Source organism: Streptomyces sp. NPDC034037, assembly GCF_055575715.1.
Genome location: NZ_JBVISC010000003.1, coordinates 156,016 through 176,719 on the forward strand (window position 1 = coordinate 156,016; position 20,704 = coordinate 176,719).

Here is a 20,704-nt window from a genome sequence, read left to right on the forward strand (position 1 = left end):
CCGAACGAAGACCGAGGAGAGAGATGGCAGGCCAGGTTCTTGCCGAGGCCGCGGGTGTCCGTGAGGACGCCGGGGGCTTCGACCTGCACGCACCGGACGGCACCGGCTACCGGGTCGACGTCACCGACGGGGTCTTCCACCCGGACAACCCGCTGCTCGCCCACTACTTGGAGGGGCGGCGCGTGGTGGCCTTCGTCGGGCCGACGGTCGACCGCCTCTACGGACAGCAGGTGCGCGCCTATCTGGGCGCGCACCTGGAGCCCGGCAGTTGGAGCGTCCACCCGATCCCCTCGGGGGAGCACAACAAGTCGCTCACCTCGGCCGAGAGGGTGTGCGCGACCGCCAAGGCCGCCGGGCTCGACCGGCACGGCGTGATGCTGGCGGTGGGCGGCGGCATCGTCGCGGACATCGTCGGATTCGCCGCGTCCATGTACTCCCGGGGCATCCGGTACATCAAGGTCAACACCACCCTGGTGGGCCAGGTGGACGTCGGTGTCGGCGTGAAGACGGGGGTCAACGGCCTGCACACGAAGAACATGTTCGGCGCCTACCACCCGGCCCACGCCTCGCTGAACGACCCCGCGCTCCTGGCCACCCTGCCGGCCCGCGAGATCCGCTGCGGGCTCGCCGAGATCGTGAAGATGGCGGTGATCCTCGACGGCGACCTGTTCCGCACCCTGGAGCGGCACCCGGACGTCTTCCGGCGCCCCGGGCACTCGGCCGGCGCGGAGCTGGAGACGTACGTCATCCGCACGTCGATGCGGCTGATGATGGAGGAGCTCTGCCCCAACCTGCGCGAGAAGGAACTCGCGCGGCTGGTCGACTTCGGCCACACCTTCAGCCCCGTCATCGAGACGGCGGGCGGCCACCGCCTCGAACACGGGGAGGCGGTCGCCGTCGACATGGCGCTCTCCGCCCACCTCGCCCGGCTCCTCGGTCTCGTGGACGCGGAGACCTGCGAGCGGATCGTCGCGCTCCTGGAGCGGATCGGCCTGCCCGTCCACGACGCCGCGACCTGCACGCCCGACCGGATGACGCAGGCGCTGTGGGCGTCCTGGCAGCGCCGGGGCCGCAAGCTCCACCTGGTCGTGCCCACCGGGGTGGGCAAGGCCGGCTTCGTCGACGAGCTGGAGGACGTCCCGCAGGAGACCCTGCGCGCGGCCCTCGACGCACTCGCCACCCGGGCCGCCCGCGCCCCGCGCACCTCCCCGGACGAGGGGGCCGCCACTCCCCTCACCGGCCGGGAGGGCGGGGCGCGATGACGGAAAGACACGTACCGAACCTGCGCGACCTGCTCGTCGGCAAGGAACACGACCACGGCGGGACCGGCACCATCCTGGCGCACCGCGTCTTCGCCCGCGCACCCGGCGGCCCCGGCGCGGACTTCATCGACCTCGCCGTGCTGCCGCCCGGCACCTCCATCGGCCGCCACCGGCACGGCGCCGACCACGAGACCTATGTGGTGCTCGCCGGGCACGGCCTGATGTACCGGGACGGCGAGGAGTTCCGGGTGGGGCCCGGGGACGTCGTCGTCAACCGGCCCCACGGCGAGCACGGGCTGCGCAACGACCGCGACACCGACCTGCGCCTGCTGGTCTTCGAGGAGGAACTCCGTGCCCACGGCCATGACCACGGCTGACCCCGCCCACACCGTCGTCGACGTCGGCGGCACCACACTGCGGGTGGGTACGTACACGCCCGCCACCGGCGAGCTGTCGCACGTGCGCCGGATGCCCGTCGACGGCATGGCCCGTGACCCCGAGGCCCCCGTGCCCGTGCTCCAGCAGCGGGTCGTGGAGCAGATCGTGCGCGAGGTGACCCGGCACACGGCCGGCCCGCCCCCGGGGCCGGTCGGGGTCGCGTTCGCCGGCCCGATCTCCGCCGACGGTCTGGTCCTCGCGGCGCCGACCGTGTGGGGGCGGCGCGGGGACCCGCTGCCGCTCGCCCGGCTGCTCACCGAGCGGCTCGGCACCCCGGTCGCGGTCGTCAACGATCTGACGGCGGCCGCCTGGCGCTACGCGGCCTCGGAACCGGAGCCGTTCTGCCTGCTCACCGTCAGTTCCGGCATCGGCAACAAGGTCTTCCGGGACGGCGACGTGCTGCTCGACCCCGCCGGCCACGGCGGTGAGCTGGGCCACTGGGTGTGCGACCTCTCCCCCGACGCGCCGCTGTGCGACTGCGGCGGCCGCGGCCATCTCGGCGCCGTCGCCTCGGGCCGGGGCGTCCTCGCCGCTGCGCGGCGCGCGGCGGCCGCCGACCCGGACGGGTTCGCCCGCTCCCGCCTCGCGGAGCTGAGCGGGGGCCCCGTCGAGAACCCGGCCCTCGCCAAGGCGCTGGCCGAGGGCGACGCCTTCGCCACCCGTGTGCTGCGCGGCGCCCTCGTCCCCCTCGCCCAGGCGATCGGTGCCGTCTTCGCCTCGGTGGGTGTGTGCCGCTACATCGTCATGGGCGGCTTCGCGCTGGCCGTCGGGGAACGCTATCGGCGGCTCTTGGTCGCGGAGTTGGTGCGGCAGGGCTGCTTCGGGCTGACCCCGGAGCGGATCGACGCCATGGTCACGCTCGGCGCGTCCGACGACGACCACGGCCTGATCGGCGCGGGCCGCCTGCTGACCGCCCGCCACCCGGCCCGGACCGAGGGCGGCGCGCGGTGAGCGGCGTGTCCACGCTCGTCGTCGGCAGCGGCTTCGTCGGTACGGGCATCGCCCGCCGCCTGGTGGCCGCCGGCGACGCGGTCACCCTCGTCTCGCGCGGCCGCCCCGCCGATCCGCCGGAGGAGTACGGGGCGCGCTGGGCCGCCCTGGACGCCACCGACGCGCGAGCCTGCGGGCGTCTGGTGGCCCGGCTGCGGCCGCGCCGGATCGTCCTCGTCCACGGCCCTTCGGACGTCACCTGGTGCGAGGCACACCCCGCGGAGGCGGAGCTCGCGCACTCCTCGGTCGCGGCCGCCTTCGCCGGCCTCGGCGGGCGCGTCCGCGTCGTCATGATCTCCACGGACAACGTCTTCGACGGTACGTCGCCCCACAACACCGAGGCCACGCCCGTCTCCCCGGCGAACGCCTACGGGCGTGCCAAGCACCGCGCCGAGCAAGTGCTGCTGGCCCGCGCCGCCGACGCGCTCGCCCTGCGCGTGAGCCTCGTCTACGGCCACGAACCCGCCGACGCCGGCAAGTGGCTCAACTACTTCGCCGCCTGCGCCCATCGGCTGCGTGCCGGGGAGCGCGTCGAGGCCCCCGACGACCAGTGGACGACCCCGGTGCACGTCGAGGACGTGGCGGAGGTGGTGGCCGCGCTGCTGTCCTGCCCGACCCCGCTGCCGCCGGTGCTGCACCTGGGCGGTCCGGACCGGGTGAGCCGCGCCGAGTGGGCCACCGTGATCGCCCGGAGCCTTGGCCTGCCGGCCGCTCTGGTGGTGCCCGTACCGAAGGCCGGGAGCCGTTACGCGTCCCGGCCGCGCAACGCCTGTCTGGCCGGCGACCTGCTGGGGGCGCTGCCCGCCACCCGGGACATCCCGATCCGCGGGGTGGTGGAAGGCGCCCACGACCTGACGGCCGTGTTCGCCTCGTCGTAGGAAGCCCTCCCCCACCCCGCTTCAGGGGTCAGCGCACGCTGGTGGCGCCGATGAGCGCTCCGTCGGCGGCGCGCTCGGTGGCCAGGAGCTGCCGGGCGCGGCGGGCATCGGGGATCCGATCCCGGTCGCGCGGGTCGACGGTGAGGGCCGTCTCCCCCGCCGCGAGCCGGTGCCGCCATGCCGCCTGGGGTGCGGCGGGGCGCAGGCGCAGCCAGTGCCCTTCGTCGGAGAGGACGCCGTCCCGCCGGGTGATGCCGCCCCCGGGCGCGTAGAGGAGCTGGCGCGAGGCGACTCCCGCGCCGCCGGAGGGCCATACGACGGTGTCCTCGTCGAGCCATCGGACCCGGGAGGCCGACAGGTCGAGGCCGAGCGCGCCGCCGAGTGCCGGTGTCAGGTACGCCGGCTCGCCGGCGACCCGCCACACCTCGTTGCCGTAGAGGGCGATGTCGAGGGCCTCGTCATCGGGTACGTCCTTCTCGTCGTCCTTGTGGAAGGTGTGGCTGAGGCTGCGCGCGCCGGGGCGCAGCTTCACCTCGAAGACGAGTCCGAAGGCGTCGGTGCGCGTCGGCCGTACGGGGACGTCCCAGTCGGACGGCTTGGCGGCTCCGTCCCACACGTGCAGGCCCCAGCCTTCGTAGTCGCCGTCGGGCCGGTGGTAGTGCAGGACCGCCGTGGAGCCGTCCGTCGGCGGGTAGGCGCCGTCCGGCCGCTGTTCGCGCTGGCCGTCGGCCCCCGCGGTGATCCACACCTCGCCGGTGCGGCTCAGGTCGACGGACCGCGCGGGGCCGTCGGTGGTGCCGTCCTTCTCGACGGTGTACGTGAACGTCGTGGCGCCCTCGGCGAGTTCGACCCAGGCGAAGGCCCCGTAGGCGTCCCGGCCGGTGAAGGCGGCACCCGCGCCGTCGGCGCCGGTCCGCAGCCGCCAGCCGTCGTAGTCGCCGTCGGGCCGTTGGTAGTGCACGACGGCGTAGGCGCGTTCGAGGACGGGCGGGGCGGGTGGCGGTGTGCGGCCCGCGGTGCTGGTGGCGAGGGAGTGCGCGGTGCGGCCCCGGCTGTCCACGACCACCGCCTTGTAGCGCAGTTCGGTGCCTTCCGGCAGTGTGGCGTCGAGCTGTTGGGTGACCTTGTGGGGGGCGTGGTCGGCGGTGCCGAGCACCTGCCAGGGGCCCGTGCCCTGCTGGGCGGCGAAGACGACCCGGTTCAGCTCGCCGCCGTCGACGTCCGCGGTCAGCTCGACGGTGCCGGTGGCGCCCTTCTCCGGTGCGCGCAGCGTGACGTGGGGCCGTGCGTGCGGCCCGGGCAGCGGCCTGTCGGCCTTCAGCACCAGGGAGGAGAGCGCGGGGACGGTGACGGTGAGGTGCCGGTCGGCGCCGCTCTTCGGCCGGGTGCCGATGGCGCCGTACAGCGGGGTGTAGCGCCGGTGCGCGGCTCCGGTGGGGATGCGCACGGTCCTCGCCTCGGTGGCGTTGTTGTGCGCCACGACGTACTCGACGCGCTTTGTGGGGTCCGTACGGGAGTACGCGTACACGCCGGGTCGGTCGGCGGGGCCCGCGTACCGCTCGGTGAAGACGCCGTCGCGCAGGGCCGGATGGCGCCGGGTGAGCTCGGAGAGGCGGGCGATGGCCCGGTACAGGGGGTGCCCGGGGTCGTAGGCGTCCCGGGCGTGGGTGCGGCGGGTGCCGATCTGGTCGTCGTCGCGGTAGGCGGGGGCATCGGTGGCGAACAGCGGCTGGCGGGCGGCGTTGTCCCCGCCGGCGCCGGTGAAGCCCTGCTCGTCGCCCGCGTAGACGACGCGGTTGCCCCGGCCGAGGAACATCAGCTCGTGGGCGAGGCGGTCGCGGCGCAGCAGTTCCGCGTCGCCCGCGCCGGGGTTGTCCTGGGCGATCATGCCGCCGATGCGGCCCATGTCGTGGCTGCCGAGGAAGGTGACCTGCTCGTAGGCGTTGGCCTTGCCGGTGGTGTAGCGGTAGTCCTGGGCGTAGAGGCGGGACAGGTCGCCGGGCGGGCCCGCGCGCGAGGCGGAGTTGCGCGCGATGGCCTGGAAGGGGAAGTCGAGGGTGGCGTCGAGGCCGCCGCGCGTCACGTAGGGGGCGGTGATGGCGGGGTCCGCGGAGAAGGCCTCGGCGAAGATGAGGAAGTCACGGTTCCCCTTGGTGGCCGCGTAGGCGTCGAGTGCGCGGGCCCACTGGGTCCAGAACTCCATGTTGACGTTCTTCGCGGTGTCCACGCGGAAGCCGTCGATGCCGAAGTCCCCGACCCAGCGCTCGTAGATGCGCTTCATGCCCGCGACGACCTCGGGGCGCTCGGTCCACAGGTCGTCGTTGCCCATGAAGTCGCCGTTGAGGCCGCTCTCCCCGGCGAAGGCGGATTCGCCGCGGTTGTGGTACATGGTGGGGTCGTTGAGCCAGGCGGGCGTCCGGGCGTGCCGGTCGGCGTCCTCGATCCGCGGGGTGTAGGGGAAGCTGTCCCGGTCCACGGGGCGCATGCCCGCGCTGTCGTCGAAGGGGCGGCCCTCGGGGTCCAGGTAGGGGTGGGCGCCCTTGGACCGGTAGTCGTAGGTGTTCTCGGCGAAGTGGACGATGTCCGCCGTGTGGTTGGTGACGACGTCGAAGAAGACCTTCATGCCTTTGGCGTGGGCCTTGTCGACGAGGTCGCTCAGATCCTCGTCGGTGCCGAAGTGCGGGTCGACGCGGGTGAAGTCGGTGATGGCGTACCCGTGGTAGTTGGCGGTCAGGTGCCCGCCCCGGTCCTGCACGGGCAGGTTCTCGAAGACCGGGGTCAGCCAGATCGCCGTGGTGCCGAGCCCTTTGATGTAGTCGAGTTTCCCGGTGATGCCCTTCAGGTCGCCGCCGTTGAAGAAGGCGGGGTCCTTGGGGTCGAAGCCGGTGCGTTCCCGTCCCCCGGTGAGCCCTCCTCGGTCGTTGCCGCGGTCACCGTTGGCGAAGCGGTCGGGCATCACCAGGTAGAACTGCTCGCGGGTGAGGTCGTGCCGGGTGGGCCGCGCGGCGAGCACGGCGTCGGAAGGCGGCGGCGGGGCGGGCGCGGCGTCGGCTGTGGGGTGGGTCGCGGGCAGGAGGGCGGCCAGTGGCGCGAGGGCGAGTACGGCTGCGGATCTTAAGCGGGCCGGGTTCACGGGTGCGCTCCTTCGGGGTCGTCGGAGCAACCGGGGCAGGCGCTCCTGCTGGCTTGCGGAAAGTATTTGCAGGGAACCCTAGGGGCGGCCTCCGAGCGGGTCAACCGCACAATTATGAGCGAACTCCCCCAAAACGCAGGCGAGTTGTGGCCTCCGCACCGACAACTCACGCCGAGTATGCCCACCTTGTGGCGCCACCGGGACACCCCGCTTGCAATCTCTGCCAATAAATTGCACAACCTCTTCCATCGGGATCGGCCGTCGTGCTTGACTGCACTCCGGTCGGGGCGGACCAGCCCGGCCGAGCCCCGCCGGCCCCCCGCCCAGGAGGATCTGTGCCCACTGACATCGACGTGCTCGTCCTGGGGGGTGCCGGGGTGGACACGATCGTGTACGTCCCCGAACTGCCGCTGCCCTTCGCCGACAGCCACATGGTCCCCGCCATCGACATGCGGGCCGGGCAGACCGGCGACTTCGTGGCGATGGGCGTCCACGCGCTGGGACTGCGGACGCACCACATCGACGTCATCGGCGACGACCACCCGGGCGAGCTGGTGCGCGCGCTGCACCGCGACCGGGGCATCCCGCTCACCGAAGTGCCGCTGGCCGCGGGGACCAAGCGGGCGGTGAACCTCGTGGCCCCCGACGGCCGGCGCCTCTCGCTGTACGACAACACCCGCTCGCACGAGACCGACCGGCTGCCGCCCGCCACGGTGGCGGCCCTCGCCGGGTCGAGCCGGCACGCACACGTCTCCCTCACCCAGCCCTGCGCCCACGCCCTGCCCGCCCTGCGGGCGGCGGGCGTGTCCATCTCGACCGATCTGCACGACTGGGACGGTGCCGAGCCCTACCACGAGGCCTTCGCCCACCAGGCCGACGTGGTGTTCCTGTCGACGGCCAAGCTGTCCGACCCGGAGCGGACCATGCGGCGGATCGCCGCGCGGGGCCGTGCCGAGGTGGTGGTCGCCACGGCCGGGGCGGCGGGCGCCTACCTCCTGGCCGATGGCCACCTGACCCACGTCCCGGCTGTGGCGCCCCCGGCGCCGGTGGTGGACTCCAACGGAGCGGGCGACGCCTTCGCCTCCGGCTACCTCTTCGGTCTGCTGGCCGGTGAGCCGCCCCGGCGCTGCGCCCTGTACGGCTCCGTCGCCGGCGCCCACGCCTGCACCGTGCCCGCCACCCGCACCGACGTCATCCGCCGGGACCAACTCCTCGCCAGGGCGGCCACGGTGGAGGGCCGCCCGGCGCCCGGCCCGCTCGACGCGCCCGCCGCGGGCGAGGGCCGGGCATGATGGGCGCGGCTCCCGTGAAGGGGTACGACGTCGTCGTGCTCGGCGGAGGAGTCGCGGGCTGCGTCCTCGCGGCCCGCCTGAGCGAGGACCCCGACCGCTCGGTCTGCCTGGTGGAGGCCGGCCGCGACTACGGCCCGCGACAGCGCGACTGGCCCTCGAAGGTGCTCGACGCGCGCGCCCTGCCCCGCGACGACGTGTGGGAGCGCCGCACCGCCGTCCACCGCGTTCGCGCCCGCGTCCTCGGCGGCTCGTCCTGCGTCAACGGCTGCTGGAACACCTGGGGCTCCCAGGCGGACCACGCCGAGTGGGCGCGGGCGGGCGGCCCCCGGTGGACGGCCGCCGCTATGGAGCCCTTCCGCCGTAGGGCGGAGCGGCAGATGGGGATGCGGCGGGTACCGGCGCGTGAGTTCTCCGCGTGGAGCCGCGCGGCGCTGGCGGCCGCCCGCGAACTCGGGCACGGTGAGGTGGACATGGCCGCCCCGGGCGGCCCCGGCTACGGGACTCCGCTGCTCAACGCCGTCGACGGCGTCCGGTACAACGCCGCCTTCGCCTATCTGGGCGAGGCGCGCGCACGGCCCAACCTGACGATCCTCGCCGAGGCCACCGTGGACCGGCTGGCCGTCCGCGCGGGACGGGTGCACGGCGCCGACGTCGGCACCCGGCACGGGCGCGTGACGCTGCACGCCGACACCTACCTGCTGGCCTGCGGCACGTTCGGGTCGCCGGCCGTGCTGCTCCGCAGCGGGATCGGGCCCGCCGCCGAGCTGGCGCGCAGCGGTGTGCGGCCGGTCCTGGACCTGCCGGGCGTCGGCGCGAACCTCATCGACCAGCCCGGCGTCTTCCTGCCGCTGCGCCCGACGGCCGAGCTGAACGAGCAGCTGGCCGCGCAGCAGGGCCGCGGTGAGCTGTACGTGAGCCGGATGCTGATCCGGGCGGCGAGCCCGTACTGCCCGCCGGGCTCCTGGGACCTGCACATCAACCCCACCGCGGGGCCGCCCCTGTTCGGCTCGCTGCCGTCCGGCCAGTACGAGGCGGGCGTCTCCGCCTTCCTCATGAAGCCCAGGTCGCGCGGCCGGGTCCGGCTGCGTTCGGCCGAGCCCACCGCCCCTTTGGACATCGAGCCCGCCTTCCTCACGGACCCCGAGGGGCACGACGTCGCCGTGCTCCGGTCGGGCCTGCGGGCGGCCGAGGAGCTGGCCGCCACCGCCCCGCTGAAGTCCCTGGCGGAACCGGCCCCCGGCCCCTCTCTTCGGGACCTCCCGGATCACGAACTGCGAAGCCGGGTAGGGACGTACTGGCATCCCGTCGGCACCTGCGCCATGGGCGGACCGGACGACCCGGACGCGGTGGTCGACGGGGAAGGAAGGGTGCGCGGCGTGCGCGGTCTGCGGGTGGTGGACGCCTCGATCCTGCGGACGGTGCCGGCGGCCAACACCCAGCTGCCGGTGCTCACCGCAGCCGAGATGCTGGCAGCCGTACTACAGGCGTGACAGCCGCGCCACAGGCATGACAGCCGCACCACAGGCGTGAAGCGAGGGAGAGACATGACTGCGCAGACCGACGTGCCCGCCCCCGGGCGGCCGCTGTACGGGTGCATGGGGCTCGGCGGCACCTGGGACACCGCTCCTTACACGGCCGCGGACATCGCCCACGCCGAGGCCGCCGTGCAGGCCGCGCTGGACATCGGCATCACCACCTTCGACCACGCCGACATGTACCGGCACGGCAAGTCCGAGGCGATCTTCGGCGAACTGCTCGCCCGCGCCCCCGACCTGCGCCGGCGTGTCGTCGTGCAGACCAAGTGCGGCATCCGCCCGGCCGACGGCGACCTGCCCGGCATGTACGACCTGCGCGGGCCCGGCATCGTCCGGCGCGTGGAGGAGAGCCTCACCCGGCTGCGCACCGACGTGATCGACGTCCTGCTGCTGCACCGGCCCGACCCGCTGGCCGACCCCGAGGACATCGCCAAGGCGTTCGCGTCCCTGCACGGGCAGGGGCTGGTGCGCCGCTTCGGCGTGTCGAACATGAGCGCGCCGCAGATCGCCCACCTCCAGGCGTACGTCGATGTCCCCCTGGTCGCCAACCAGCTGGAGATGAGCCTGCGCAGCCGCGACTGGGTCGAGGCGGGCGTCCTGGTGAACACCCCGGCCGCGGCGGCGAACGGCTTCCCGCACGGCACCATCGAGTACTGCCAGGCCCACAAGATCCAGCTCCAGGCCTGGGGAGCCCTCGCCAAAGGCCACTACAGCGGCGCCACCGACTCACCGACCGCCCGTCTCCTCGCCGACCTCGCCGAGCGCAAGCAGACCACCCCGGAGACGGTCCTTCTGTGGTGGCTCCAACGCCACCCCGCCCGGATCGCCCCCGTCATCGGCACCAGCCGCCCCGAACGACTGCGCGCCTGCCGGGACGCGGTCATCCGCGAACCCGACCTCACCCACGAGGAGTGGTACGCGTTGTGGGTCACGGCCCGCGGCGGGCCCCTGCCCTAGGGTCTTTCTTCCGGACCTTGCCGGGCTCGCGGCGTCCGGCAGACGGGACTTTCCCCGCACGCCCTGGTACTGCAACGGTGCTTGCCGTTGCAGTACCAGGGCTGAAGTCGGTCTGATACTGCCGCCCGCCCGGTCGTACCCGGGGTCGAGGAGGCGTGGGGTGTCAGCAGGCGCCGAGGTCCTGCCAAGCGCCCCACCCGTAGGCGCTTAGGCCGTGTTGGTGGCCGCCGGGACGATTCCGGAGAGCCGCAGCGAGACCCAGCCGGTAGCCGCCTGGCGGCTCGACGACCGGGCCGCGCCACCCGGGCTTCCAGTGGGCGGGGGCCCTCTCCGAGGAGGTGAGCAGGACGGTGGCGCGGGGAGGGGGCCCCTCCGGGCCGTGGCCGAGGGCGGGCCGAGCCGGGTGCTCCTCGCGCCTGAGGCTCTCCGGCGGGGTCGCTGTGTCGCCCCGCGCGGTGGTTCCCGCGCGCTCAGTCGCCCTTCGTGTCGACCGCCGCGTCGAGGAGGGGGCCCAGTTCGCGGACCACGGTGGTCAACGCGCGGACGTCCCGTTCGGCCCGGGCGAGGAGCACGGCCCCCTCCAGGCTGCTGATCATGAGGGTGGCCAGCCCGCCGGCCCGCTCCTGCGGCACGCCCATCCCGGTCAGGGCCTCGGCCACCGCTCCGGTCCATGTGCCGAACGCGGCGGCCGCGGCCTGCCGGGCGGAGGGGACCGATTCCGCCCAGTCCACCGTGGCGGCCGCCACCGGACAGCCCCCGGCGAAGCCCGCCGTCTCGTACTCGTCGGTCCACTGGCGGACCATCGCGGCGAACAGACCGCTCGGCGTCGGCTCGGGCAGGGCCGCCAGGAAGCGGGCGACCCGCTTCGCCGCGTAGCCACCCGCCCAGCCCACCGCCTCGGTGACCAACTGCGTCTTCCCGCCGGGGAAGTAGTGCTGGAGCGAACCACGAGGCGCCCGGGCGTCGGCGGCGACCTCGCGCATGCCGGTGGAGAGGACTCCCTCGCGCCGGATGAGCTGGGCGGCGCTGAAGACCATCCGTTCGCGCGGCCCCCGTTCCTCCTCGGTCATCGCCGGCCTCCGTCATCCCAGTCGTAGGTGTTGTGTCGCCGGCTCACCCTACGACCGCCCTCGCACCACGACCGCCCGCACACTATGACCGCCGTCATAATCGCCGCTACCATGACCGCTGTCACAGTCGGAGGTCTCGGCGGCCGCCCGGCTCTCGGGCGGGCGGAAAGGGCGGTACGTCATGGACGTCGGCAGCGTCGGCTTCATCGGTCTGGGAGTCATGGGGCAGCCCATGGCGCTGAACCTGGCCCGTGCCCCCGGGACGCGGCTCCTGGTGTGGAACCGCACGGCCGAGCGGTGCGAACCGCTGCGCGCCGCGGGCGCCGAGGTCGCGGTGAGCGCCGAGGAGGTGTTCCGCCGAACGGACACCGTGTTCCTCATGCTCGCCGACGAGGCCGCCGTCGACACGGTCCTCGCACGCGGCACCCCGTCCTTCGCCGCGCGCGTCGCCGGCCGCACCGTCGTCCACATGGGCACCACCTCGGCCGAGTACTCCCGTGCCCTGCAGGACGACATCCGGGCCGCGGGCGGACGGTACGTCGAGGCTCCCGTCTCCGGGAGCCGGGTCCCCGCCGAACGGGGCGAGCTGGTGGGGATGCTCGCGGGGGACGAGGACGCCGTGGCGGACGTACGGGCGCTGCTCGCCCCGATGTGCCGCGAGACCTTCGCCTGCGGGGCCGTCCCGGAGGCGCTGCTCATGAAGTACTCCGTGAACCTGTTCCTGATCACCGTGGTCACGGGACTCGCCGAGTCCTTCCACTTCGCCGACCGGCACGGCCTCGACCAGGGCCTGCTGCGCGCTGTGCTGGACGCGGGCCCCCTGGCCAGCGCCGTCTCACGCGTCAAGGCGCCGAAGATCCTCGACCGGGACTTCTCGGTCCAGGCGGCCGCCGCGGACGTCCTGAAGAACAACCGGCTGATCGCCGAAGCCGCCCGCAAGGCTGCTCTGGCGTCCCCCCTCCTCGACGTCTGCCACGCCCTCTACGACGAGACGGTACGGCGGGGGCACGGCGGCGAGGACATGGTCGCGGTGCTCCACGCGATCGAGGCCCGGACCGAAGGGGCGACGACACGGACAACACCGGCGACCGCGGAGCGGACCCTGTAGCCCGCGGCGGGCATCCCCGCTGCGCCACCCGCCGAGGGCCGCCCACGCTCAGATGAGGCTGTAGTGGACCGCGCACGCCACCGCGTGCGAGCGGTTGCGGGCGTGCAGGCGGGACATCAACTCGTAGATGACGTTCTTGACGGTGTGCTCCGAGCAGGACAGGGTCCGCGCGATCACCGCGTTGCCATGGCCCTCCGCCATCAGGGCCAGCACCGACGTCTGGCGGGCGGTCAGTCGGGGCGCGACCGCGGCCGGTTCGGGGCGCGGGGCGGGCAGCGCGGTGTGACCGCCGAGCAGTCGGACCAGGTCCGGGTAGGGCATCTCGACGGTGTCCGGGGCCGGTTCGGGGGCGGGCGCGAGACCGGTGGCGACCTGGGCCAGCATCCGGTTCAGCCGGCCCGCTTCAAGGGCCGCTTCGAAGGCGGGTTCCCTGGTGGCCGGGCGGGTGGCCGGGCGGCCCACCCCGCGGGCGGACGAGCGCGGCGGTGCGGCGAGGGCGCTCACAGGATGCCTGCCCGGAGGGCGTAGGCGACCGCGTGGGCGCGGTTGCGCAACCGGAAGCGCCGGGTGATGTTCTGGACCACGGTGGTCACCGTCCGCGGTGAGTAGCAGAGCCGTTCGGCTATCTCGCTGGTCTCGTGTCCGTCCGCGACCATCCGCAGGACCGACCGCTCCCGGTCGTCGAGCCCGGCCGCGTCCCAGGGACCGGCCACCGCGTCGGCGGCCGTGCCCCGGCCGCCGGCGTGTTCCAGCAGCAGGTCCAGCAGGTCCGGCGGCAGCGTGCAGTCACCGCGGGAGGCGGCCCGTACGGCCCGGGCGAGACGGACAGGATCCGCCTCGCGGCGGCGCAGCAGCCCCCGGGCCCCCGCCGCGATGGCGTGCAGGGCGTCGGTGGGCTCCAACTCCCCCGCCACCAGCACCACGTCGGGCCGGGACGGGGTGTCCCGGATCGAGCGCAGTACGTCGAGTTCCGTAGGGCCCACGCGGTCCACGGTCATGACCACGACACGGGGTCCGCCACCCGGGGCGGCCAGGGATACCTCGGGGCAGGTGAGCAGGGCGCTCTTGGTGCCGGCTTCCAGCACCGGATCGAGTGCGACGACGTGGACAGGGACGGGTTCTCCCACCGGATCCTCCGAAAGTCATCCGCCTACCGGGTGTCGGGCCGGCGGAGGGGGCGCTGGTTCCAGAGTGGGGGCGGCCGTGCGGCGGGGCATCGGGCCCCCGCCCCCACATTTGTGCGGGCCCGGCGTGACGAGCGTCGGATCCGGCGTCACGGGCGTCGGAGCCGGTGAAGGGCGCCGCCCGGATCGCCCCCGGCGGGCGTCGTGGCGGGTGGGAGGGGGTGCGCCGGGCCGGGGCCCGGGCACCGCGGCGGCGGGTGCCGAGCGGTGCGGACGGCGGGTGGTGGGGGCCGCCGCGCGGAATATGGGGGACGTGCCCCCATGTGCGGGGCGGGCGCCTCTGCGAGTCTCCTTCTCGTGACTGAAACCGCCGCCGCAGAAACCGAGGTCGGCGGCCTGACCCACTCCTGGTGGGCGCAGGCCCTGAACCTACGGGAGCGGCTCGACGCCCCGGGTGCCCCCGCACCCGCACGGCCCGCCGCTCCCCACTCCCGGCCCGCCTCCTGGGCCCAGGGGGACCCCGAGGGCTTCGCGGCCCGGATGGCGAGCCTGGGGGCCACCGAGGACACCGGCTACGCCCTCGCGGCGGAGCGCTCCTGGCAACTGGCCGCCCGCGCCGAGAAGCCGGAGTGGGCCGGTTACATCGAACGGATCGTGGCCTCGGCCCCGGCCGGGCCCGAGGCAGGCACCGCCGCGTCGGCGGCCGGCTCCCAAGAGGCGGGCGGCGCCGCGGTCTTCCTGCCCGCGCTGCGCCCCCTGACCGAGGCGGCCTGGACGCAGGCGGCCGCGCGGATCGAGCTGTCGGAGTCGGAACTGGCCCCGGTCCGCACCGCGTTCGAGGGCTGGCTCGGCGACCGGCTGATCCGCCAGAGCGCGCGGACCCTGGTCAGGGAACTGCACACGGCGCGCGCCGCCGGGCAGTTGGCGGGCAGGACCTCGCGGGAGCGGTTCGCCGACTTCCTCGGCCGGCTCGGCACCCGGGACGGCCTGGCCGCGCTCTTCGCCGCCTACCCGGTACTGGCCCGGATGCTGGCCCAGTCCTGCCTCCACGCCACGGACGCGACGGTGGAACTGGTCCGGCGCTACACCGCCGACCGCGCCGCGCTCGTCCGCGGCCTGCTCGGCGGCACCGAGCCCGGAGCGCTGGTACGGATCGACCTCGGCCGCGGCGACGTCCACCAGGGCAACCGCGCGGTGGCCCTGCTGCGCTTCGCCGACGGCGCCACCGTCGTGTACAAGCCCCGCCCGCTCGACCAGCACGTCCTCCTCGGCCAGGCGATCGCCTGGACGAACGGCAAGGTCGCCGGCCTCGGCCTGCGGACCCCGCGCTCGGTGCGCCGGCCGGGATACGGCTGGCTGGAGTTCATCGAGCACGCCTGGTGCACCTCGCCCACGGAGCTGGACCGGTTCTACCGCCGCCAGGGCGCGCTGCTCGCCCTGCTGTACGCGGTGGACGGCGTGGACATGCACTACGAGAACGTCATCGCCTGCCGGGACCAGCCGGTCCTGGTGGACGCCGAGACCCTCCTCCACGCCGGTCTGCCCGCCGCCGTGACCTGCGGATCCGACCCGGCCGCGGCCGCCCTGTCCGCCTCCGTCCACCGCACCTGCCTGCTGCCGAGCCTGCTGATCGGCGAGCACGGCGCCATGGACATCTCCGCCTTCGGCGGCGGCGAGGGCGGTTCCTACCCGAGCGAGGGGATGAGCTGGGAAGGCGCCGGAACGGACGAGATGCGGGTGCGGCGCGGTCGCGTCGAGACCCCGGCCGGGCAGAACCGGCCGGCCCCCCGGGGCCCGGCCGCCGGTCACGGCGACCACCGGGCCGCGCTGCTCGAAGGCTTCCGGGCGGGCTACGACGCGATCGTCGCGCACCGGTCCGAACTCCTCGGCGAAGACGGGCTGCTGGTCCGCTGGGCCACCAGCCCGGGCCGGCTGATCGCCCGTGCCACCCGGCTCTACACGACCCTCCTGGAGGAGTCGACGCACCCCGACGTGCTGGGCGACGCGCTGACCCGCGACGCGCTCTTCGCCGTCCTTTGGGCGGAGTCCGAGAACGACCCGGCCCGCCGGCGCCTGATCGAGGACGAGACCGCCGATCTGTGGGCCGGTGACGTGCCGCTCTTCTTCCACCACCCGGCAGACACCGTGGTACGGACCTCGCGGGGCACGTGCGTCGAGGGGGTGTTGCCCGCGCCGAGCCTGCGGACGGCGCTCGACAAGATCGCCGCCATGGGCGAGGTGGACCGGCACGACCAGGAGTGGATCATCTCGGCCACCCTCGCGGTGACCGGTGCCAACCTCACCGGGGGCCGCCCCCGTTCGGCGCTGGCCGGGCACCCGGCCCCCGCCGTCGTGCCCGAGCCCTCCCGGTTGCTGACCGCGGCCTGCGGGATCGCCGACGAGATCGCGGCCCGCGCCGTGCACGGGGACGGCCGGGTCAACTGGCTCGGCCTGGAGCAGGTCGCCGGGGAGCACTGGGCCGTGCTGCCGATGGGTGGCGGACTCGCCCAGGGCTACTGCGGAGTGGCCCTCTTCCTGGCCCAGCTCGGCGCGCTGACCGGCGCCGGACGCTATACCGCGCTGGCCCGCCAGGCCGCCGCCCCGCTGCCGGAGCTGCTGGCCGCGCTGGCCGCCGGCCCGGCGCTGAGCGCCGCCGTGGGGCCGGGCGCCCTGCACGGACTGGGCGGCATCGTCTACACCGTGGCCCGACTCGCCGTCCTGCCGGGCGACGGGGACGGGGCCGCGAGCGGTGGCCTTACCGGGGCCGGCCCGCTCCGGGCCGCCCTGCCCGACGCGCTCACCGCCCTCGCCCTGGCCGTCGAAGCCGACCCCGACGGCCCGGCCGACCTGGCCGACGGCCTCGCCGGAGCGCTGGCCGCCACCGTCGCCGTGCACCGCCTCACCGGGATGCCGGGCGCCGCCGCCCTCGCGGACGCCTTCGCCGACCGGCTGCTCGACCGAGCCGCACGGCGCCCGGCCGCCGGAGCCGGCCTCGCGGATCCCGGCTTCGCCCACGGCGACGCGGGCATCGGCTGGGCCCTGCTGTGCTACGCCGCCGCCGAGCGGGGCCCCGCGGCCACCACCGCGCGGGCCGAGGAGTGCGCCCGTACCGGCGCCGCGCTGCTGCGGCCGGCACTGGACGCGGCGCTGCGCCACCCGGCCGACCTCGGCTGGTACTCCGGTCTTGCGGGCACCGCGCTCGCCGCGGCCGACGCGCTGGCCCGGGTGGGCCGGCCGGTGCCCCAGGCCGAACTGACCCGGTGCGCGGCGCTGCTGGGCGATCCCGCCGCGGCCGGCCGGTCCACACAGGCCGCCGAGTTCGACGACCTCAGTCTGGGCCACGGCACGCTCGGCTCCCTGGAACTGCTCAGCGTCCTCGCCGACCAGGGCCACGCCGGCGCCGCCACCGCCCTCACCCACCGGGCCGGTCAGGTCCTCGGCCGCCTCGAAGACCAGGGCCACCGCTGCGGCACCCCCGACCACGTCCCCTCACCCGGACTCCTCACCGGTCTGTCCGGCATCGGCTACGCCCTGCTCAGGCTGGGCTTCCCGGGGACGGTCCCGTCCGTCCTCCTGCTCCACTGATCCACCCCGTCCCCACCGCCGTTCCGAGCACCACACTCCACTTCAGGTTCCGAGAAAGGGACTCACCACCATGCGCGAGCTCCAGGTCAACGCCACCGCGGACATCACCACCGACGCCGTCGACGCCACCACCGCGTCTCCCGCCGAGGACCCCGCGGGCGGCATCACCCTGTCGGGCCGCAACAGAGCGTGCGCGCGGGCCCGCGCCCTGGCCGGTCTCGTGCTCACCAGCGGACTCGTGGTCACGCTGAGCCAGATGGACACCAGCGTCTCGGCCCCGAACGTCACCTGGTAGGAGCCCTGTTCGCGCCGCGATCGCGCGGGAGGGCACGAGGGAGAGGCCGACTTTGGGTGCACGGCCGACCTGCGCATGAACTAGATTTGCGCACATGCCCCGTACGCGGTACATCATCGGTCGTGACGCACACCTCTTGGAGATCAAGCAGGCGTTGACCGAGGCGAGGGACGGACGGGGCGGGGTCGTCTTCCTGGTCGGCGAAGCGGGCATCGGAAAGTCCCGGCTCGCCGCCGAGGCCGTCGGAATGGCCTTCACCGCCGGAATGCGGGCACTGCGGGGCCGGAGCAGCACCACCGGCCCCACCGTGCCTTTCCGGCCCTTGACCGAAGCGCTCATGGCGCTGTTCCGCGGCGGGCCGAGCGGCGGCCCGTCCCTGGACGACCTGCCGCTCGGGCCCTACCGGCCCGCGCTGGGCCGGATCATCCCGGACTGGAGCAGCGACGCCCAGGACAACAGCTCGATGGTCATCCTCGGCGAGGCCGTGCTGCGGCTGCTCATCGCCACCGGCCGGGAGGACGGCCAGCTCCTCCTGCTGGAGGACCTGCACGACGCCGACCCCGAGACCCTCGCGGTCGTCGAGTACCTCGTGGACAACCTCGAATACACCAACGTCGTCCTCCTGGTCACGATCCGCACCGAATCCTGCGACGCCCTCGACATGGCCGAATCGGCGCGCCGCCGCGGGGTGGGAACCGTCCTCCAGTTGGCCCCGCTGACCCGCCCCGAGGTCCGCGCCGTGATCGCCGCGCAGCTCGACACCGAACCGGACGGCGTGCCGGAGGCGGCCCTCGACCGGCTCTGGGACGACAGCGCGGGCAGTCCCTTCCTCGTCGAGGAACTCCTCCAGGGCATGATCGGCAGCGGCGCCCTGGTACGCGCCGAGGACGGCTGGCGGGTCGTCGGCGACCTGCGCAGCGACGTCTCCACCGCCCTCGCCCGCGGCATCCTGCGACGCGTCGACCGCCTCGCTCCCCAAGGCCTGACCCTGCTGTCGGCCGCCGCCGTCATCGGCCGCCGGTTCCCGCTGACCGTGCTGCAGCGGATGACCGGGATCGACGACCGCAGCCTGCTCAGCCACCTGCACGCGGGCGTCGCGGCGCAGCTCGTCGTGCACGACGAACCGGCCCCCGACTGGTACGCGTTCCGCCACTCGCTCACCGCCGAGGCGCTGCTGACCCAGCTCACGCCCACCAACCGGGCGGAGATGTCCGGGCGCGCCGCCGACGCGGTCCAGGCGCTCTATCCCGACCTGGAGGGCGAATGGTGCCCGCTGGTCGCGGAGTTGCGTGCACAGGCCGGGGACGACGGGGAAGCGGGGCGGCTGTTCACCGTCGCGGGAATGCGGGCCCTGGGAGCCGGCGCCATCGGCTCGGCGGTCACCCTGCTGGGCCGGGCCGAGCGGCTGCTCGCGGCCAGCGGGGACGCGGCGGGCCGTACCGCCGCCATGGAGGCCCTGCTGCCCGCCCTCGCCGAAGCCGGCGACTTCGCCCAGGCCTTCGGTTTCGCCGAGAACCTGCACACCCTCGGCGGCAGCGGCCTGAGCGCCGGGCGCCTCGCCGCCCTGCACACCCGGCTGGCGAAGGTCGCCCACACCGCCGGGCGCTGGGAGGACGGGAACCGGCAGATAGCCCAGGCCAGAGCCCTGCTCGCCGAACACCCCGACGAGTGCGGCACGGCCTCCATCGACGTCACGGCCGCCTACCTCGCCCTCGACACCCCGGGCCCCGACCGCACCCAACTCGCCGAGAAGCTCGCCTACTCGGCGCTCCAGGCCGCCGAACGGCACGGTCTGCCCACGGTGGTCTGCCAGGCCTGGGAACTGCTCGCCACCCTCGCCCGCGAGCGCGACTTCGACGAGGCCACGGCCCTGCTGGAATCGGCCCTGCACACCGCCGAGCAGCACCAGCTGCCGCTCCAGCGGATGTACGCCCTCACCCGCATCGGCGGGAACAACTGGCTGACCGAGGGGAACACGGTCCCGCTCCTCGCGGCCCGCAGCGAGGCCCAGCGGCTCGGCTCCGCCACCATCGTGTACACCATCGACAGCATCATGATCCTGGACGCGGCGCTGCGGGCCGATTTCGCCGCCGCCGCGCAGGGCGCCGAGGAGTGCCTGGCCGTCGTACAGCGGCTGCGCCTGGCCCCCGTCACCCGCTACGTCCTGATGGCCAAGGCGACCCTCGCGGCGCACCAGGGCGACCGGGCGGCCATGGAAGGGGCGCTCGCCGCCTTCGCCGAGTGGGACGGCAGAGGTTCCCAGGAGGAGCCGCTGACCCGGGGCCTGGCCCGCGCGTTCTGCGCGCTGCTGGAGGAGGACCGGCCCGCCGCCGTCGGCGAACTGCACGCCGTGGCCGAGCTGGAGAACACCAACCCCAGCACCTACTACCTCAGCGGCCGGTACGGCGTCGGGCTGCTCCTGGACGTGCTCTCCGGCGAGGCAGGCCGCGGCCCCTACGAGAACATCGCCGCCACCGCCCCCGGCCGGATGCGCTGGAACCGGCAGTTCGTGCACTTCGCGGGCGCCGTGCTGCTCGGCCGGGAGGGCAGACCCGACCTGGCGGCCGCGGCCGTCAACGAGGCCCTGCGCACCGCCGAGCCGTACGCCACCGCCCTGCACCTGGGCCTGCGGCTGATCGCCGAGGCGGCCCACGAGGACGGCTGGGGCGAGCCGGTGGCCTGGCTGCGCCGCGCCGAACTCCACTTCCACCAGCAGCAGGTGGCCCCGGTCGCCAACGCCTGCCGGGCCGCCCTGCGCCGGATGGGCGCTTCCGTCGCCCAGCGGCGCAGCGGCTCGGGCGACATCCCGGACGTCCTGCGCACCCAGGGGGTCACGGTCCGCGAGTACGAGGTCTTCCGGCTGCTCGCGGAGCGGCTGGGGAACAAGGACATCGCCGACCGCCTCTACATCTCGCCCCGCACGGTGGAGAAGCACATCGCCAGCCTCGGGGCCAAGACGGGCCGCAGCAACCGGGCCGCCCTGTGCGAACTCTCGGCCTCCCTGCGGGCGTAGGGCCCGACGAGCCGCGGCGGGCCC

Annotated in this window: 15 protein-coding genes; 11 read left to right on the plus strand and 4 right to left on the minus strand. The window is 74.6% G+C overall.

Annotated features, from left to right (window positions below; genetic code table 11):
* Positions 1-23 precede the first annotated feature (23 nt).
* The 4 genes from ACZ516_RS11325 to ACZ516_RS11340 are packed head-to-tail and all read left to right on the plus strand — an operon-like array spanning position 24 to position 3,568.
* Positions 24-1,262, plus strand: a complete 1,239-nt coding sequence (locus ACZ516_RS11325) for a sedoheptulose 7-phosphate cyclase (RefSeq protein ID WP_469009778.1) — start codon at positions 24-26, stop codon at positions 1,260-1,262.
* The gene (locus ACZ516_RS11330) at positions 1,259-1,639 is read left to right on the plus strand and encodes a cupin domain-containing protein (protein WP_469009779.1); all 381 of its coding nucleotides are present in this window, start codon (positions 1,259-1,261) and stop codon (positions 1,637-1,639) included. Before ACZ516_RS11325 ends, ACZ516_RS11330 begins: the two co-directional genes overlap by 4 nt.
* Positions 1,614-2,651, plus strand: a complete 1,038-nt coding sequence (locus ACZ516_RS11335; protein WP_469009780.1) for an ROK family protein — start codon at positions 1,614-1,616, stop codon at positions 2,649-2,651. The genes ACZ516_RS11330 and ACZ516_RS11335 overlap by 26 nt, the downstream gene beginning before the upstream one ends.
* 5 nt (positions 2,652-2,656) lie before the next feature.
* Entirely contained in the window at positions 2,657-3,568 is a 912-nt protein-coding gene (locus tag ACZ516_RS11340) for an SDR family oxidoreductase (protein ID WP_361085330.1), read from the plus strand.
* Between the two features lie 28 nt (positions 3,569-3,596).
* On the opposite strand, the gene ACZ516_RS11345 is transcribed toward ACZ516_RS11340, so the two are convergent.
* Positions 3,597-6,701 carry an alpha-amylase family glycosyl hydrolase gene (locus tag ACZ516_RS11345; RefSeq protein ID WP_469009782.1) on the minus strand — a complete coding sequence of 1,035 codons (3,105 nt, stop codon included), beginning with the start codon at positions 6,699-6,701 and terminating at the stop codon, positions 3,597-3,599.
* A 335-nt stretch (positions 6,702-7,036) separates the two neighbouring features.
* Here ACZ516_RS11345 and ACZ516_RS11350 point away from each other — a divergent pair, with 335 nt between their 5' ends.
* The 3 genes from ACZ516_RS11350 to ACZ516_RS11360 are packed head-to-tail and all read left to right on the plus strand — an operon-like array spanning position 7,037 to position 10,485.
* Positions 7,037-7,993: an adenosine kinase gene (locus ACZ516_RS11350; protein ID WP_469009783.1), complete on the plus strand. Its 957-nt coding sequence runs from the start codon at positions 7,037-7,039 to the stop codon at positions 7,991-7,993.
* 14 nt (positions 7,994-8,007) lie between these two features.
* Positions 8,008-9,483 carry a GMC family oxidoreductase gene (locus ACZ516_RS11355; protein WP_469009785.1) on the plus strand — a complete coding sequence of 492 codons (1,476 nt, stop codon included), beginning with the start codon at positions 8,008-8,010 and terminating at the stop codon, positions 9,481-9,483.
* Positions 9,484-9,537: 54 nt separating this feature from the next.
* Positions 9,538-10,485, plus strand: a complete 948-nt coding sequence (locus ACZ516_RS11360) for an aldo/keto reductase (protein ID WP_469009786.1) — start codon at positions 9,538-9,540, stop codon at positions 10,483-10,485.
* A gap of 470 nt (positions 10,486-10,955) precedes the next feature.
* Here ACZ516_RS11360 and ACZ516_RS11365 read toward each other — a convergent pair whose 3' ends face one another.
* A complete protein-coding gene (locus ACZ516_RS11365; protein ID WP_469009787.1) occupies positions 10,956-11,555 on the minus strand; it encodes a TetR/AcrR family transcriptional regulator in 600 nt (199 codons plus the stop codon).
* Between the two features lie 181 nt (positions 11,556-11,736).
* Here ACZ516_RS11365 and ACZ516_RS11370 point away from each other — a divergent pair, with 181 nt between their 5' ends.
* Entirely contained in the window at positions 11,737-12,663 is a 927-nt protein-coding gene (locus ACZ516_RS11370) for an NAD(P)-dependent oxidoreductase (RefSeq protein WP_469009788.1), read from the plus strand.
* Positions 12,664-12,711: 48 nt separating this feature from the next.
* Here ACZ516_RS11370 and ACZ516_RS11375 read toward each other — a convergent pair whose 3' ends face one another.
* Positions 12,712-13,167: a helix-turn-helix transcriptional regulator gene (locus ACZ516_RS11375; protein ID WP_469009790.1), complete on the minus strand. Its 456-nt coding sequence runs from the start codon at positions 13,165-13,167 to the stop codon at positions 12,712-12,714.
* Positions 13,164-13,790, minus strand: coding sequence for a helix-turn-helix transcriptional regulator (locus ACZ516_RS11380; protein ID WP_361085311.1), 627 nt, complete (start codon positions 13,788-13,790; stop codon positions 13,164-13,166). The genes ACZ516_RS11375 and ACZ516_RS11380 overlap by 4 nt, the downstream gene beginning before the upstream one ends.
* A gap of 354 nt (positions 13,791-14,144) precedes the next feature.
* On the opposite strand from ACZ516_RS11380, the gene ACZ516_RS11385 reads away from it, so the two are divergent.
* The 3 genes from ACZ516_RS11385 to ACZ516_RS11395 all read left to right on the plus strand — a co-directional run bounded on the left by ACZ516_RS11385 (position 14,145) and on the right by ACZ516_RS11395 (position 20,680).
* Positions 14,145-17,372, plus strand: a complete 3,228-nt coding sequence (locus ACZ516_RS11385; protein ID WP_469009791.1) for a type 2 lanthipeptide synthetase LanM family protein — start codon at positions 14,145-14,147, stop codon at positions 17,370-17,372.
* A gap of 70 nt (positions 17,373-17,442) precedes the next feature.
* On the plus strand, positions 17,443-17,667 hold the full coding sequence (locus ACZ516_RS11390) for a hypothetical protein (RefSeq protein ID WP_358578813.1): 225 nt from the start codon (positions 17,443-17,445) through the stop codon (positions 17,665-17,667).
* 94 nt (positions 17,668-17,761) lie between these two features.
* Positions 17,762-20,680, plus strand: a complete 2,919-nt coding sequence (locus ACZ516_RS11395; protein WP_361085306.1) for a helix-turn-helix transcriptional regulator — start codon at positions 17,762-17,764, stop codon at positions 20,678-20,680.
* Positions 20,681-20,704 lie beyond the last annotated feature (24 nt).

Bases quoted from the DNA above. Each gene is read 5' to 3' on its own strand.
- ACZ516_RS11325 (WP_469009778.1), top strand. From the start codon at position 24: ATGGCAGGCCAGGTTCTTGCCGAGGCCGCGGGTGTCCGTGAGGACGCC.
- ACZ516_RS11360 (WP_469009786.1), top strand. From the start codon at position 9,538: ATGACTGCGCAGACCGACGTGCCCGCCCCCGGGCGGCCGCTGTACGGG.
- ACZ516_RS11365 (WP_469009787.1), bottom strand. From the start codon at position 11,555: ATGACCGAGGAGGAACGGGGGCCGCGCGAACGGATGGTCTTCAGCGCC.
- ACZ516_RS11390 (WP_358578813.1), top strand. From the start codon at position 17,443: ATGCGCGAGCTCCAGGTCAACGCCACCGCGGACATCACCACCGACGCC.
- ACZ516_RS11370 (WP_469009788.1), top strand. From the start codon at position 11,737: ATGGACGTCGGCAGCGTCGGCTTCATCGGTCTGGGAGTCATGGGGCAG.
- ACZ516_RS11395 (WP_361085306.1), top strand. From the start codon at position 17,762: ATGCCCCGTACGCGGTACATCATCGGTCGTGACGCACACCTCTTGGAG.
- ACZ516_RS11330 (WP_469009779.1), top strand. From the start codon at position 1,259: ATGACGGAAAGACACGTACCGAACCTGCGCGACCTGCTCGTCGGCAAG.